A 15,961-nucleotide genomic window follows, 5' to 3' on the forward strand; every position below is an offset into this window, starting at 1 on the left:
ACACTCAGTCAAGTTAGTTAATCCAATATATCTATTTTTTTGAATTCATGGCTTTTTGCCTTTAGGTATTCCCAAACTTGAATTGTGTTTTCAACCTCTTTCAATTTGTGAAAATCTGGTTGCGCTAAACAGAAACTTAAAAAGTTGTCAATAGTATTTTGAGGGATTCCGAAAGATTCGCACATAGTTGTCTTTGAAAACATAGCAATAATTTTCTTCTCCATTGCCATATTTTCATCTAGAGCAACCATTTCTTCAAATAATTTAGTTCTACCTGAAGCTCGATTAATTATTTTATGGGTGTTTATGATAACACCTATTGTGAGGTACCCTAGAAAAACGGGCATTCCTTTACTTTTCTCTTCTGCATTCATAAATCTGGCATATTTACCTCTATCTGCCTCTAAGAGTAATCGCTCGCTCTGGGTCATGACTTCTACGTCTGCATTGGGTAGGCCCAATGATGTTGATGAAACGAGAGGTTTAAGCCCAAGCCTTTTAATATCAAGGTCAATTTCTCCGGTTAGATTATATGGGCTAACGATAACTTCTTCCAAATCGATAATGTTATCTTTTAGACTGACGAGAATCACATTTCCGTTCAACATAGTATCAGTTACTATAATTTTTTTGGGAATGTATTGAACAGCAGAAAATCTAAGTGAATCCATATATTTGGCCTCAATAGTAAACCGGCCCATAGCATCTGTAATTGTGGACCTTTTTGTGCTTAAATTGATAACCAACACATTTGACACATCATTGCCTAAACTTTGCACATTCCCAGTCAACTTTATAAGCTTTTCCTGACCGTATCCCGTATGTAAAACGAATAGGACAACTAAAAAACTAAAATGTCTTACAAAGGCTTTCATTATTATGGTTTTTACTCAAAGTCCATTGTCATTGTACTCATTCCTGCTACTCCAAAATTGCCTAGTGCCAATTCATTGGTCGTTATGTTGGTAACATTTCCAACAATGTTTATGGGTAAAAACAAAGACGCAAAATCAAGGTCATTTTCGCCCCCAAATACATTCAGATAAAACTGAAATGTAGAAAAGTTAATATTATTGATACTTACCCGTACCGTTTCGTCATTTTTTATATTTCCGATATCGAGGAATTTTTCTGGATTTTCATTCATGATTCTATCATTGAACACGTCTATGTTGTCGGAAATCAATTCACCATCTTTAAGCACTTCAACACGGATCAAATAGAAATTTTGTTCGTCAATTGGTCCAGTGAAGGTAATTCGCACCTTATTATCGTTTTTTACCATATCTAAAATAGGTATTGGCTGTCTTAAAACTTCTTCTTCGGATTTGAGTATGGTTTGATCTTGTAACATCACTTCTATCCAATAGGCGTTTCCAATTGTTGGCGTAATCATTTCTGAGGTGGTATAAGCTCCGTTGGCGACATTAAACGAATCTGAAACTAGAGATACTGTATTGGATGCATCCCTAGTAAACAAAGAAACTTGCGCATCGTTTACAGCATTAAAAGTAGTATCGTTTACAGGAACTGTTTTTTGAATTTGAACAGATACAAAGTCTTCTTCGTTGGTCATTAGGCCTGAAATAAACACCTGTTCTTCAAATTCAAATTCTGGTTCAATATCATCAAGGCAACTTGTCAATATGCTCAGAAAAATAAGTGCTATATAGTTATACGTTTTTTTCATTGGTCTAGAATTTAAAATTGTAAGAGATAAAGGGTATTGGGGCACCAATCAAAGAAAGTTGCGCTGTTCGTAGTACGTTGTCATTAAAGATGGAATTAACTGAAAATGCGTTTTTATTACCGTAGACATTGTATAGACCAAAACTCCAACTACTTTTCCAATTGGTTTTAGGGTTACCGGTCGGTGTGTAAGTAAATGAAATATCGGCCCTATGTGTGTTCGGAATTCGAAATGCATTTCTATCGGAATAGGTAAGAAAAGAATCTCCATTAAAACGCAGCCTTCCGTTTGGCTGGGTGATGGGCCTTCCTGTTTGATAAGTGAAAAAAGTTCCAACCTCCCACTTTTTAGACAATTTATAATTCGCCGTAACATTGAATATATGGGGTCTGTCAAAATTTGAGGGAAAATATGCGCCGTTATTAATCTGCTCTGCAGCGAAGTTGCTTTTCGTTTTCCGCTTTGATACAGAATACGTGTAGTTGGCATTTCCAGTTAACCTCCCCCTATTTTTATGGGCTGCCAGCTCCAGTCCATAAGAAAAACCTTTTGCGGGTACCAATTCGGTTTCTATATTATCAATGGCCCCTAATGCTCCTAATACACCTGATCGTGACCCATTAATATATTCTACGATGTCATCAAAGGTTTTGTAATATCCTTCTACGGAAAAATTATAGTCATTGTTCTTCGTGTCAAAAGCGTATCCTACCGAGAATTGATTGACCTCTACAGGTGGAATGTACACACCTGAGGGTTTCCATAAATCGTTGGGCAATACCACAGTTTGATTGGAAATTAAATGAATGTATTGAAACATTCTGTTATATCCTGCTTTAAAAGCTTTGCGGTCATTAAGGTTATATTTTACGGATAGGCGGGGTTCCAAACCATGATAGCTTTTCGATACTTCATTATTCTTGTAATTTTCAAACCCAATAATGGTACTTGGTGTTTGAGGAAAATCAGGGTTATAGATAGCAATGTTCTCCTCTCCAAAATTCCCGAACCAGGAATACCGTAAACCTGTATGTATGGAGAACTTATCCCATTGCTTTTCTATACTGTAATACGCTGCTAATTCTAATGCCTTTTCTTTGTCAAGCCCCTGACTTACTAACTCACCGCTGAACTTGGGAATAAATTGGTACAGGTTGCCGGAAAGCCCAAATCTCATCTTTGTGGTTGGGTTTGGATAGTAGGTAAAATCGGGCTTAAAAATCCAGTTTTCAATCGATCTATCAAGAGTACCTTCGTTATTTTCCTCATCAAGATTTTCTTCGATTCCTAAAGCAAAATCGTATTTGCTATAAATACCCGTAAAATTTGCGAATAACTTACTGGAAAAGATATGGTTCCATCGTAAGGTAGCCGTAGTGTTCGTCCAACCAAGATCTGCGGTAATGCTAGGGTCATCTTCATCATCATCTTCTCTAAATTGTATAACATCGGCACCAAAAAAACCAGAAGCATATAGCTTATTATTTTCGTTAATGTCCCATGTTAATTTTGTATTTAAATCGTAAAAATGAAATTTCTTAAAATTGATATCTCCGAACAACGGAAAAAACATATCAAAATAAGACCTTCTACCAGAGGCCAAGAAACTTATTTTATCTTTTTTTATAGGGCCTTCTATTGTAAATTTAGAGAATATCAATCCCAATCCACCTTCTCCTTTTATCCGTTTGGAGTTTCCATTTTTTTGTCTAATCTCCAATACGGATGATGCCCTACCACCAAAATGTGCTGGAATTCCACCTTTATACAGGTTAACTACTTTAACGGCATCCGCATTAAATATGGAGAACAGGCCAAACAAGTGTGAAGAATTGTACAGAGGAGCTTCGTCGAGCAGAATTAGATTTTGATCTACATTTCCACCCCGTGTATTAAAGCCACTTGTTCCTTCGCCAATACTACTAATTCCAGGTTGAGTCAAAATCGATCTAGTAATGTCAGGTTCGCCAAGTAAAGAAGGTAGTTTTTTTATTTCTGAAGTGTTAAGACTAGAAGTTCCTCCAAGAATTGGGTTTACCTGGCTCTTTATGTTCTGACTCGCCCTGACGACGACTTCATCCAATTCGCTTGAAACGGGTTTCAATGCTATTTTTATGCTCATATTCCGTTCTAATTGAACGGTAATATCTTTGGTGGTATAGCCCAAGTGTGAAACTTCGAAAAGATAGTTACCCTTGGGCAGGGTGATGGAATAAAAGCCATATTCATTTGTAATTGCCCCTTTGTTACTGTTCTTAATAATGATACTGGCACCCAACAGTGTTTCGCCCGTATTTGAATCTGAGACAATCCCACTAACGGTGAAATCGTCACTTTTCTTTTTTGCTCTAGAAAGAACGATATAGTTTTTTTTGATTTTGTAAGCAATCTTGGAATCCTTAAAAAGCAGGGCTACAGTTTCAGCAATATCCTTTTCAATAACATTGATACTAAAGTTTTCATCCACATTTATGGCATCATTATTAAGAATGAAATTGTAAGATGTCTGTTCTTCAATTTGCGCTATAATGGACTTTAATGAATTGTTTTCTTCGGCTAGGGTAACGGTTTTTTGAGAGAAGCCGTTGAACGCTGCTAGCTGAAAAGAAAAGATCAAATAAAAAAAAGAAGATAATTTCATTAAAAAAATGGTTTTACCACAACTATTTTTTGGTCGTGGTATGACCCCAAAAAGGTTTATTTCCATAAATTTGGATATTGTTGATTTATACTGATTTTGCGATTAGAATTTATTAGCAGTTATAGTGGGAAAATGCCAGTTTTCCCACTTTTTATTTAATCATCCACTCATTTGTTTTTGTATTTAGTTCATAGGTAAACTCTTTTGAAATTTTAAGGATTTCAAATATTTCGATTATAGGTGTTGTAATGTCAAAGGAACCTGTAAATCTGGTGTTCGCAATAGCCCCATTTTTAAAGCGAATTTGTTTTCCAAAATGCGCTTTTAAATCGATTGCTATTTCTTGGAAGCTGGTATTTTCGAATTGTATTTTCCCCTCTTTCCAGGCAATATTGGAGGCATCCGCATCCATTTTGGATTTCAGTAATTTTTTGGTGTTCTTATTAAAACTTACTTTTTCGTTCGGAAACAAAATCACGCTTTCTATAAATTGTGACTTAGAGCTAACTTCAACCTTGCCCGTAAGTAATTTTGTTGCTGTAATTGGGCTTTCTAGGTAGGACTTAACATTAAAACTAGTACCCAAAGCTTTGACCGTGATATCATCTGGTGTGGTCACGGTAAATGGGCGCAAGCTATCTTTTGCAACTTCAAAGAATGCTTCTCCTTCTAGAAATAAAGTTCTAGGACTTTCTGTACTGTAGGATAAGCTACTAGCCGCATTTAACCAAACCTTTGAGCCATCCCCCAATGTAATGCTCTTTTGTTCACCAAAGGTTGTCTGTATTATGATTTGATTTTTAGTTGAGGATATCCTATTGTAGAGGTATGTGCCACCAAGTATGAAAACCAAAATGGCCGCATACTTCAGCATGTCTTTCCAGATTACTGTTTTTGGTTCTACGGTTTTAAAGAAACGTTTTTTAGCTTTTTCGACAGAAGGGTCTTGTGCTGAAGTGAGCTCATAAATACTAGTTATTTTGGTGAACAATGCTTCATCAAAACCTGTAGAGTCCATCCATTCCTCTACTTTTCGAATGGTTGTATCATCTGCTTTCTTTGAGACATACTCCCAAAGTTCGGTTTCTGTGATTTTTGAATGCTCCATACCAAAAGTCTTTAGCTATCTATAAGACGTATATCGAGCAATGCTTCCCTATCTAAAAAGTGTTTTTTTCTTAAAAAAAATCTTTTAGGCCTTTTTTAAATGCAGTTAAAGCCTTTGAAATATGGAGCTCTACGGTTTTTACAGAAATACCTTTTTGCTCGGAAATTTCTTTGTAGGTCAAACCTGTATCTCTTGATAATTTAAAAATTTCCGTTGTCTTTTTTTCAAGCGTGGTATAAATAGTCTCGATTCGTTCTGCCAACTCCCATTCTTTGTCAATCTGCGTTTCAATAGTTGTATGAAGCGTATATAGATTTGTATGTTTTGTTCTAGCCTGTTTTTTTCGATAATCATCGATAATCTTATTTTTAAGTGTCGCTATCAAAAATGACGCTATGGAACGATCAGATTCCTTAATATTTTCAAAGTTTTCCCAAAGCTTGATAAATGTTTCCTGAACCAACTCTTCAGAAAGATCCGTTTCTTTTAAAACTTTAAAGGCATAATTGTACAACCGGGTATAATGTCTATCAAACAAATTGGAGAATTTTGCTTCTTTGATAGCATTCGATGTGATTTTTTTACTCAAAAAATTCAGTAACGGTAGAGTGCTAAACTACAGAATAAAATGCGAAGGATTTTGAGAATACCTTGATTAGGCAATAGTTTATAGTTTAAAGACCTATGAATCAATGAATTTAAAATAGACAGGCATAGTATTTTATATGAAAATTTCCTTTTACAAATAATTGAGCAAATATTCAGCATGTTAATCTCATACAATTTTTGCGATTGTAATACGGTTATTTTTACTTCAAGTTAATTTTCCTATACTTGAAAACACGAAAAGGAACATTGGTAAAATATAAAAATATGCGACTACTCATAATACTATTAAGTCCGTTCATCTTTTTAAATTTATATGGACAAACAGCGGCTGACGAAAAGCTCAAATATCTCAAACAAAAACCACCATCAATAACACCAGAAGTTTTTGCACCGGATTTTATTTCCAAAAAGGGCGAATACGAGTTTGGGTCCGTTTTTAATAAAGATGCGACCGAATTCTTTTATGGTGTAAATGTTAATGGAAAAGAAGAGATTCGATATTCCAAACTAAAAGGAGAACGTTGGAGTGAACCTAGGACAATCTTATCCCATGAAAAATATGGTTATAACGATCCTTTTCTTTCCCCAGATGAAAACAGGCTGTACTTTATATCCCAAAGAGCATTGAATGGAACAGATAAAAAGGATGACTACGATATTTGGTATGCCGAAAGGGTAGGGGATAGATGGTCTGAGCCCATTAACTCAGGGTCCAACATCAACTCAAAACAAGATGAGTACTATATTTCATTTACCAACAATGGCACAATGTACTTTTCGTCAAATAAAAATGGGTCTAGCTTTGATATCTATTCTTCAAAAACGATTAATGGAAAATTCCAAAAGGCCAGTCGCCTAAGTGATGCAATCAATACTTCGGCCTATGAAGCTGATGTCTTCATTGATCCTAACGAATCCTATATCATTTTTTGTGCAACAAGAAAAGATGGACTAGGTCAAGGAGATCTGTATATCAGCTTTAAGAATATGGATGGAACTTGGTCTGAATCCATTAATATGGGTAAACGTATAAATACAAAAAACCATGAGCTTTGCCCGTTTGTAAGTAAAGATGGAAAGTATTTTTTCTATACCAGTAATAAAGATATTTATTGGGTAGATGCTAAAATTATTGAGAGCTTTCGGGGTGAAGAATAAGAACGGGCTACGTTAGAATCTTTAGTATAAAATTTTTAGTAAAAGTATCTTTAAAGGATAAAAGATAGGCAGCTATATTCCTTATATTTAACCGCAGCTATATAAACATTAAAAAAAGCTGTAATCGAGATGTCAAAAACCTTTTTATCCTTATTTCTTTTTTTTACGGTAACCACGTTAGCTGCACAAAATAGCTTTCAAAAGAGTTTTTATGGTGAAACCCGATCATCCAAAGAACATATGCGAATCGATTTTAAGGATAAAGCAGGGAACGAAGGGTTTTTACCGATTTCTATAATTAAAGGTAAAACTGAAGGTCCAGTATTCACTATCGTTGCTGGGGTCCATGGTTATGAATATCCTCCAATAATGGCTACACAGAAATTAATGGAAGAAATTGATTTGAAACAACTAAAAGGAACCTTAATTGTTATTCCTATCGCAAATGTGGCATCATTTTTTGCCCGAACCCCTTTCATCAATCCTCAGGATAAAAAGAATTTAAACAATGCCTTTCCTGGAAATGCCGATGGTAGCATTACGGAGCAAATTGCACACTTTATTACTACTAATGTTATTTCTGTAAGTGATGTTTTTCTTGATGTCCATGGCGGTGATGCCTGCGAAGACCTGATACCGTTCGTATGTTACTACAACAATGAAAGAAAACCAGAACAAACGGCATTGGCCAAGAAACTTTCTGAAAATAGTGGATTTGAATATGTAGTTTCCTATCCCTATAGATTATCAGATACCGAGCCTGCAAAGTATACCTTCAAACAAGCCGTTCAAGATGGAAAAACGGCTTTAAGTATTGAATGTGGCAAATTGGGCAATGTACAAGAAGAGAATGTAAGCTTGATCAAAAAAGGACTCTACAATATGCTTTCTACGATGGATATGTATGTTAAAGGCACTGGGGCTCATCCGAATATTATCTACCGTAATAACCAAACCTACATTAGGTCCAGTGTACAAGGTATTTTTTATAGCAATTATAATGCTGGTGATACAGTCAAAAAAGATGATAGTGTAGGATATGTTACGGATGAATTTGGAATTGTTCTTGAAGAATATAGAGCCCCAAAAGATGGAATCATCCTATATAAACTGGCAACCCCACCAATAAACATTGATGATACCGTAATGTGCATTAGTTCTAGAACAGATGACTAAAAAGATAAAGCCCTTTACTAAGAATTAGCTACGGCCCATACCATGTTTTAGTTTGTTGTATGGGTATTGGAAAGACTGTAAAATGTAGCTTGTACATAGTCTGTTGCATCGCCAGTATTATTTTGATTATAAACTCCGGCCTTAAAATACATATACTGTCCACCAACATCATAACCACTTGTTGTCATATCAACATATTGTTCAACATCTTCCTTCCCTTCCCTGCTAATGGTTACCCACATATCGTTACCAACGACCTTTATCGTGTAACTGAATTTTTCATCAAGTGCAATCCCATCCGAAGGGTTAGCGGCACTGCTTGAGCGACTCCCGATTATTTCGTACCAAAACTCATCGTCCGCATTCTCCTCATGTGCTATGTAAATAGAACCCAAATCATTATTGGGGAGCTTACGATAATAAAGGCGAACGGGTTCATCATCATTTGCATGTATTTGTCCAACAATAACGCGGCCCACCTGGTTACTATTACCCGTAGTCGTTACATGGTTTACGGCCAAAGTAGCTTTTAACTCGCCATCATAGCCGCCTGCAGCCGCAATATCCGATTGTGGAGCACTGCCAAAGACCCAATTGTTTTTGTTTACTCCTTTTGTGGGTATGGATGTGTTTCCAGCACGTAGCATTTCCCGTAACTCTGTTCGCACATAGCTTGTGTTCACAGATGTCTTGAATCCTTCAACGGGACATTTGAATACTATTCCGCCATCATCGGCAGTGTAGAAATATGCTGGATCCTCATAGCCGTTGTTCAGGTCATTTTCACTTACGGTATCTGCGGTACCACTATTATCCATATCTGTTGGTATACTTATATTCCAAGTTGATAAATTAAAATTATCTGACGGTGGAACACTGGAATCTGAGTCGGTGCCAGAATCATCATTTTCATCGTCATTTGATGTTCCGTCGGTATCATCACCAGTGTCATCAGTAGCACCGCCGGTGTTATCCGTGTCATTGTTGCTGGAATCTTCGACTATTTCAGGTTCTTCCATTACTGCATCACTCGAACCACAAGCGACAACTACAACAAGTATTGAAAAACTAAATATAAAATGATAAAGTATAGGTAAGAGGGCAAGCTTTCTTTTCATAGGTAATATCAAAGATACTGAAGAAGTATTAAAAATTATTTAATGATAACTATATGTTTTTACCCAAGCTTCTCCTTAAAAAAATCCATTGTTCTTTTCCAGGCCAGTTCAGCGGCTTCTTTATCATATCTGGGCGTACTCGTATTATGGAAACCATGGTTAACTTCAGGATAAGTATACGCCACATAGTCCTTGCCATGTTGCTTCAAGGCTTTTTCATAAGCTGGCCATCCGGCATTCACACGTTCATCAAGTCCTGCAAACTGTAGCATCAATGGTGCTTTTATCTCGTCAATATTTTCAGTGGGCTGACTTCCATAAAAAGGAACGGCCGCCGATAGTTCAGATACTTTTACGGCCATCATGTTTGAAATCCATCCTCCAAAACAAAATCCTACTACACCAATTTTACCGTTACAGTCTTTATGTGCTTTTAAGTAATCGAAAGCCGCAATGAAATCTTGCAACATTTCATTTCGGTCACGTTTACGTTGCATGGTCCTACCTTTATCATCATTACCTGGATAACCGCCCAAAGGACTTAGCGCATCTGGAGCCAAGGTGATAAAACCATCCAAAGCGGCTCTTCTGGCTGTGTCTTCAATGTAGGGATTGAGTCCTCGGTTTTCATGCACAACAACGATACCGGGAAGCTTGCCCTCAATGTTTTTGGGTATTGAAAACAATCCTTTGATTTCACCACCACCTTTAGGTGAATCATAGGTAACGTAATCAGAATTTAATCTTGGGTCATCGCTTGCCACCAAAAAAGTATCCTTATAATTGGGCATCATAAAACTAAGCAATGAGCCTACGGTGATACCACCAATAGCATAGACAGAAAGTTTTTCAATAAACTCACGACGTTGAAGTTTGTTGTGGGCGTAATCATCGTATAAATCAAAGACTTCTTGTTTAATATCTTCTTTGCGTAATTTTTTCATGAAATTTTATTTTAAAATAGTGTTCATAAATTCTTCTTTATAGGCCCTGCCAATAGGAAGTTTGATATCCCCAAGAAGGCAAACTTGGTTGCTCATGATTTTTTCTATTGCTGCTGCATTTATGATATGTGATTTATGGATTTGTTGAAACTGATTACTTGGCAGATTTTCCAACCAGAAGCGAAGAGGTTCAGTCGATAAATACTTTTTAGCGTCGGTTACGATTTCGGTATAATGGGAATCTGATGTAATATACTGAATAGCATCAATATAAATTTTGATATGCTCGTAACCTGACTTGATATAGATTTCTTTTCTGGGAGAAACTGAAGCTGTTTTATAATTATTATGGGACTCAATTTCTTTTCTTTCTAGTGCTTTTGATACCGCCTTAACGAAACGTTGAAACGAAAAAGGTTTTAGAAGATAATCGACAACGTCGAACTCATAGCTTTCAAGTGCATATTCCGAAAATGCCGTCGTAAGTATAATACTGGGTGGATTCGCCATGGTCTTCAAAAAATCAATACCGGAAAGTTTTGGTAGGTGTATGTCGAGAAAAATTAGACCTATCGGTTCGGTTTTTAGAAATTCCATAGCCTGTATTGCATCCGAAAAAATACCTTTGAGTTCTAAAGAACCTATGTCTTCAATATACTTTTTGAGGATACGCTGTGCGGGAGGCTGGTCTTCAATAATAATACAGTTCATGAACGATGTATTTTACTTAATTCCACGGATAAGTCAACTTTGTACCTGTTACTATCTTCTTTAATTTCAAGATGATGCCTGTCAGGATAAAGGAGTTGTAAACGCTTTTGTACATTTTTGAGTCCGATTCCGGCATCCAGACTATCAAGTGATGTAGTAGGTCTGTGATTATTTTCACATGAAAAATGTAACGTATTGTTCTTCATATGCAACTTAACGTCAATTTTGATGTTCTCGCTCTGTCCCGCTTGACTATGTTTAAAAGCATTTTCAATAAAAACGATTAAGATCAACGGTGCAATCTTATATCCTTTTTTAACATTTTGGGCATCAAAATACACTATGCCCCTGTCTTCAATTTGTAATTTGCTCAACTTAATAAAGTTATTCAATTGTTCAATCTCTTTTTGAAGTGGCACATACTTTTCTTTGCACTCGTACAGCATATACCGCAACAATCCGCTGAGTTCTAGAATTATTTCAGGAGTTTTGGATGAGCCTTCAAGGGCATAAGAATACAGATTATTGAGATTGTTGAATAAAAAGTGTGGATTGATTTGTGACCTCAAAAATTGAAGCTCACTTTCTTGGACCGTACTTTTCAAAGCTTCTATCTGTTCTTGCTTTTGTAAGGCGTCCCATCCAAATTTAAATCCAGAGAGAATGGTAATTACAGGCAATACGCCCAACAATGAAAAAAATACTCCAGGAAACGATTTTGCCCGCTTGGTACCTGCAAAGAAGATTTGTTCAAGGAGCAATTCTTCCAACAAAATGACTATGGCCACCACCAATAACACGAATGCAAAAAATTGCCAATATTTTCTTTTATACAGGAAACGGGGCATCAGCCAATATCCTATAGCAGCGGCGGCAAATACATAAGTACTAAAGAAAGCCAATTGGTGACCGTAAAATCCTGGGTTTTCCCTATCAAATGAATAGAAAAGAAATACCAATACAAGAAGCACTAATTGAAAAAAAAGTTCTCTTTTTGATATTATCATGAAAATATAAGCTTCAGTTAAAAGTATTCCTAACAAGGTAATAAAAAAAAGAAAAGCCGTAAACGACGTTTTTTGGTCTTTAAACAACATTTATAAATACTTGCAAAACTTTTGTTGATTAGGGTAGAAGGTATGTCGTTCGTAAGAAATTGTTTTACCCCCACGCTTTTTATTGAAAATTTGAAGAAAAAAGAAGCAAATGAAATTTGGTATGAAATATTCACTACTATTGGGCATAACGCTATTTCTTTTCACTGCTGTTGGATATACACAGCAGCAGCGTACCATATATAAGGGTAAAGTAGTGGAAAAATCTTCCGGTCTGCCCGTGGCTTTTGCTACCGTAATGGTTGCGGACAATGCAACCAAAAAGGCAATCGATGGTACGACCACTTTGGACGATGGTACATTTTCTTTAGAAACCAATGCCAGTAATTTTTATATTGAAATCAGTTTTTTAGGCTTTGAAACGAAAGTTGTACAGGTACCAAATACAGAGAATAGAGAAATTGATTTGGGTATTATTGAGATTTCGGAAGATGCGCAAAAGCTTGAAGAAGTTGTTGTTCAAGGTGAAGTTTCGCAGACGGTGTTTAAACTTGATAAGCGCGTATTCAATGTAGGAAAAGATTTGAGCACTACAGGTGCCAGTGCCCTTGAGGTATTGAACAATGTTCCATCGGTCAACGTCAATATCGAAGGACAGATTAGTCTTCGTGGTAGTGAAGGAGTTCAGGTATTGATCAACGGTAAACCTTCCATATTGACCAGTGATGAGAACAATGCTCTAGGTACCATTACCGCCGATATGATAGATAGAGTAGAGGTAATCACCAATCCCTCTGCAAAGTATGATGCAGAAGGTACCTCGGGTATTATCAACATTGTTATTAAGAAAGAAGAACAAAAAGGGTTAAATGGTTCCATTTCGGTAAATTCCGGTGCGCCCAATAACCATAGTGTAGGGATAAGCCTTAACCGAAGAACCGAAAAATTCAATCTGTTTACCCAGTTGGGAGTTGGCTATCGCGAATTGCCCAATGAGATTACGGTACGCAATACAGATTTAACAACAGGCAATACTATTCTATCCGATGGTGAAGAATTCAGGAATGAAGAATTTTATAATTTCATTCTGGGAACCGACTATTATTTTAGTCCGACCAGTGTACTTACACTTTCAGGGAATATTGCTTTGGAAATTGAGGACCAACCATCGACTACCGGTTTTACCGCGTTGGACGGGTCGGGAAGCTCGATCTCAGAGTGGGAACGAACCGAGGTCACCGAAGCTCGAAATCCGAAGTTCCAATATGAATTACAATACAAAAAGGATTTTGAAGATGATGAAGATCACGATTTGCTTTTCAGTGCGCTTGGTAATTTCTTTGGAAAGGACCAAAGCTCTGAATTCTTGGACAATACAATTTCAGGGGAAGACCGTGATGCCGAACAGAACATCCGTACCGATTTCCAAGAATCCGTTTTTACCTTTAAATTAGATTATACCAAACCATTTTCAGATGAATTTTCAGTTGAGACCGGAGCTCAGTATATTCTTAATGATGTTAGCAACGATTTTGAGGTACAAAACCTTGAAAACGGTGAGTTTGTCTCAGACCCTGGCTTAACCAACATCTTTGAATTTGATCAAAACGTATTGGGTGTTTACGGAACTGCAGCATATGAAGGCAAAAAATGGGGCTTGAAAGCGGGTTTGCGACTTGAAAACACAGAGGTAGGAACTTTATTGGTAAATACAGATGAAGCAAATGACCAGAACTACACCAATCTTTTTCCAAGCGCGCACACATCCTACAAATTTTCCGAAAAGGTTTCGTTGCAAGCAGGTTATTCTAGAAGAATTTACCGCCCAAGACTTTGGGACTTGAATCCATTCTTCAACATTCGAAACAATTTCAATATCAGACAGGGAAATCCAAATTTACTCCCTGAGTTTACGGATTCTTATGAAGTAACGGGAATTTTCTTTGTGGGAAAGACGCCTTTGAACTTGGGGCTCTATCATCGATATACCACAGATATTATTGAACGGATTTCTTTTTTTGAGGATAACGTGAATATCACCAGACCTGAGAATATTGGAACGAACAACGCTTGGGGTGTGGAATTCAACACCAAATATAGTCCGGCCAAATGGCTGACATTCAACCTTGATTTTAATTATAATACCTTTTCGCGTCAAGGAAGTTTTGAGGAAACCGTATTCGATTTTAATGCAGATCAATGGTCATCAAAACTGTTGACCAAAGTAAAGATGCCTTGGGATATTGATTTTGAGGCTACCGGAAACTACCGCTCAGCATTCCAAACCGTTCAGGGAGAGATCAGCGATATTGCATTTTTAGATTTTGGACTTAGAAAAAAGATACTGAAAGGTAAGGCAGTCTTGAACATGAGTGTCCGTGATGCATTTGCGTCAAGAATTCGGGAAAACCAAATTGCACAGAACGATTTTGAAGTCTTTAACCGTAGTTTTCGAGCGAGGTTTGTGTCTTTCGGTTTCAGCTACGGGTTTGGTAAAGGTGAGGCCATGCAGTATTCTGGCGGAAGGAGAAGATGAAAGTTTGGATTAATAACATAAATGAGTTTACTTGGCTATGAGTTGTGATTCTTTGCCTTGGAAAAGCAAAACTCACCTCATGATAGTTTCCTGAAAGTTATCGTATAAGCTTCTCGAAAAAAGGTGATGGAATACTATTTTTTCGAACCGGAAGAGCAAAGGATGTAAGTGTATGAAATGGAAAATCAGGTCAAATTCCTCTTTTATTATTCAAGTTGAGATACCTAATAGAACCTTGGAGCTTCATTAGAACATAACAACAATCTTGTCTTCTCATGAATATTTCACTAAAGTCCCCTAATCTTCACATTACGGAACCAAGAATCAAAATACCAGTTTTGAAGGGCAATTTTACCTCGGGTCGCCTTTCCAAAACCAGTCATATCCTTAAAACCTGAAGTAGCAATTTTGTTTCTCCAGTCCTTAGACGTCAAATCTTCCTTGGCTGTCAGTTTTCCATTGAGATAGAACTCAATTTTTCCATTTTGCTGTATAATTTTGGCGGTATTCCACTGACCCGTTCCATTGGCCTCCACCATATTCAATTGTGGCGATAGTCCCCACAGGCAACCAGGGCGTTTCATGGGTGTTTTGGTATCCATATGCGCAGGTTCCAATAATTGGTATTCCGGTCCGGTCTGGTAGGTAGCAGTATAGTCTGGGGATTCTTGTACATTGATAAAAACGCCTCCATTTCCCCTAAGCGACATTTGCCAATCAAACACCAGCTCGTAGTTTTCGTATTCCTTATCAGTAACCAAATCCCCAAAGACTTTGTTTTCATCGGTGGCATTGCAAAAAAGATTCCCATCCCGTACCTCCCAAGCAGAAAATCTGGTAGAATCTGGCTTATTATATAGATGCCACCCATTTAAGGTTTTGCCATCAAAAAGTAATGCCCAACCCTGTTCTTTTTCAATATCCAATAGCTGATTATGTACTTGGTTTTCTAGGGCCCACTTTTTGGTATGCCAAGTCTGGTCCTTAGGTTTTTTATCGATTCTACAGGAAATCATGAAGGAGAGGAATATTAGTGAGCAAAAAAAGAAGTTCTTAACCATATTTTATTTTGAAGTATAAGAACTACAATAGTATTTTCATTTTCCATTAAAAACAACACAAAGGCAATTATATTACATATATTTAAATGCATAAATCATTTTGTTAAACGCAATCCAATTATTTGGACAGGATTGCTCAAAATAAGAACTACTT

General features: G+C 36.8%; 13 protein-coding genes. 3 read left to right on the plus strand and 10 right to left on the minus strand.

Annotated elements, in window-relative coordinates; genetic code table 11:
• Positions 1-17: 17 nt before the first annotated feature.
• The 5 genes from KIM67_RS13825 to KIM67_RS13845 all read right to left on the minus strand — a co-directional run bounded on the left by KIM67_RS13825 (position 18) and on the right by KIM67_RS13845 (position 6,028).
• Positions 18-875, minus strand: a complete 858-nt coding sequence (locus KIM67_RS13825; RefSeq protein WP_213832148.1) for a hypothetical protein — start codon at positions 873-875, stop codon at positions 18-20.
• 11 nt (positions 876-886) lie between these two features.
• Positions 887-1,690 carry a DUF4249 family protein gene (locus KIM67_RS13830; RefSeq protein ID WP_213832149.1) on the minus strand — a complete coding sequence of 268 codons (804 nt, stop codon included), beginning with the start codon at positions 1,688-1,690 and terminating at the stop codon, positions 887-889.
• Between the two features lie 4 nt (positions 1,691-1,694).
• Positions 1,695-4,331 carry a TonB-dependent receptor gene (locus KIM67_RS13835; RefSeq protein WP_213832150.1) on the minus strand — a complete coding sequence of 879 codons (2,637 nt, stop codon included), beginning with the start codon at positions 4,329-4,331 and terminating at the stop codon, positions 1,695-1,697.
• Between the two features lie 151 nt (positions 4,332-4,482).
• A complete protein-coding gene (locus KIM67_RS13840) occupies positions 4,483-5,439 on the minus strand; it encodes a FecR family protein (protein WP_213832151.1) in 957 nt (318 codons plus the stop codon).
• Between the two features lie 70 nt (positions 5,440-5,509).
• Positions 5,510-6,028 (minus strand): sigma-70 family RNA polymerase sigma factor, encoded by a 519-nt coding sequence (locus tag KIM67_RS13845; protein ID WP_213832152.1) that lies wholly within the window; start codon positions 6,026-6,028, stop codon positions 5,510-5,512.
• Between the two features lie 284 nt (positions 6,029-6,312).
• Between KIM67_RS13845 and KIM67_RS13850 the strand changes: the two genes are divergently transcribed.
• Positions 6,313-7,206 (plus strand): PD40 domain-containing protein, encoded by an 894-nt coding sequence (locus KIM67_RS13850; protein ID WP_213832153.1) that lies wholly within the window; start codon positions 6,313-6,315, stop codon positions 7,204-7,206.
• Positions 7,207-7,335: 129 nt separating this feature from the next.
• Positions 7,336-8,382, plus strand: a complete 1,047-nt coding sequence (locus tag KIM67_RS13855) for a M14 family metallopeptidase (protein WP_213832154.1) — start codon at positions 7,336-7,338, stop codon at positions 8,380-8,382.
• Between the two features lie 47 nt (positions 8,383-8,429).
• On the opposite strand, the gene KIM67_RS13860 is transcribed toward KIM67_RS13855, so the two are convergent.
• From KIM67_RS13860 to KIM67_RS13875, 4 genes are read right to left on the minus strand one after another with little or no spacing between them, the layout of a single operon-like run.
• Positions 8,430-9,500, minus strand: a complete 1,071-nt coding sequence (locus KIM67_RS13860) for a polysaccharide lyase family 7 protein (RefSeq protein ID WP_213832155.1) — start codon at positions 9,498-9,500, stop codon at positions 8,430-8,432.
• A gap of 59 nt (positions 9,501-9,559) precedes the next feature.
• A complete protein-coding gene (locus KIM67_RS13865; RefSeq protein ID WP_213832156.1) occupies positions 9,560-10,444 on the minus strand; it encodes a dienelactone hydrolase family protein in 885 nt (294 codons plus the stop codon).
• Between the two features lie 6 nt (positions 10,445-10,450).
• A complete protein-coding gene (locus KIM67_RS13870; RefSeq protein WP_213832157.1) occupies positions 10,451-11,155 on the minus strand; it encodes a LytTR family DNA-binding domain-containing protein in 705 nt (234 codons plus the stop codon).
• Complete coding sequence (locus tag KIM67_RS13875) at positions 11,152-12,162, minus strand: sensor histidine kinase (RefSeq protein ID WP_213832158.1); 1,011 nt, start codon at positions 12,160-12,162, stop codon at positions 11,152-11,154. The genes KIM67_RS13870 and KIM67_RS13875 overlap by 4 nt, the downstream gene beginning before the upstream one ends.
• A 211-nt stretch (positions 12,163-12,373) precedes the next feature.
• On the opposite strand from KIM67_RS13875, the gene KIM67_RS13880 reads away from it, so the two are divergent.
• Positions 12,374-14,746 carry an outer membrane beta-barrel family protein gene (locus KIM67_RS13880; RefSeq protein ID WP_213832159.1) on the plus strand — a complete coding sequence of 791 codons (2,373 nt, stop codon included), beginning with the start codon at positions 12,374-12,376 and terminating at the stop codon, positions 14,744-14,746.
• Positions 14,747-15,033: 287 nt separating this feature from the next.
• On the opposite strand, the gene KIM67_RS13885 is transcribed toward KIM67_RS13880, so the two are convergent.
• Complete coding sequence (locus tag KIM67_RS13885) at positions 15,034-15,762, minus strand: DUF1080 domain-containing protein (RefSeq protein ID WP_250149265.1); 729 nt, start codon at positions 15,760-15,762, stop codon at positions 15,034-15,036.
• Between the last annotated feature and the right edge of the window lie 199 nt (positions 15,763-15,961).

The sequence above is a fragment of the Flagellimonas sp. 389 genome, assembly GCF_018449435.1.
Lineage (GTDB): Bacteria > Bacteroidota > Bacteroidia > Flavobacteriales > Flavobacteriaceae > Flagellimonas.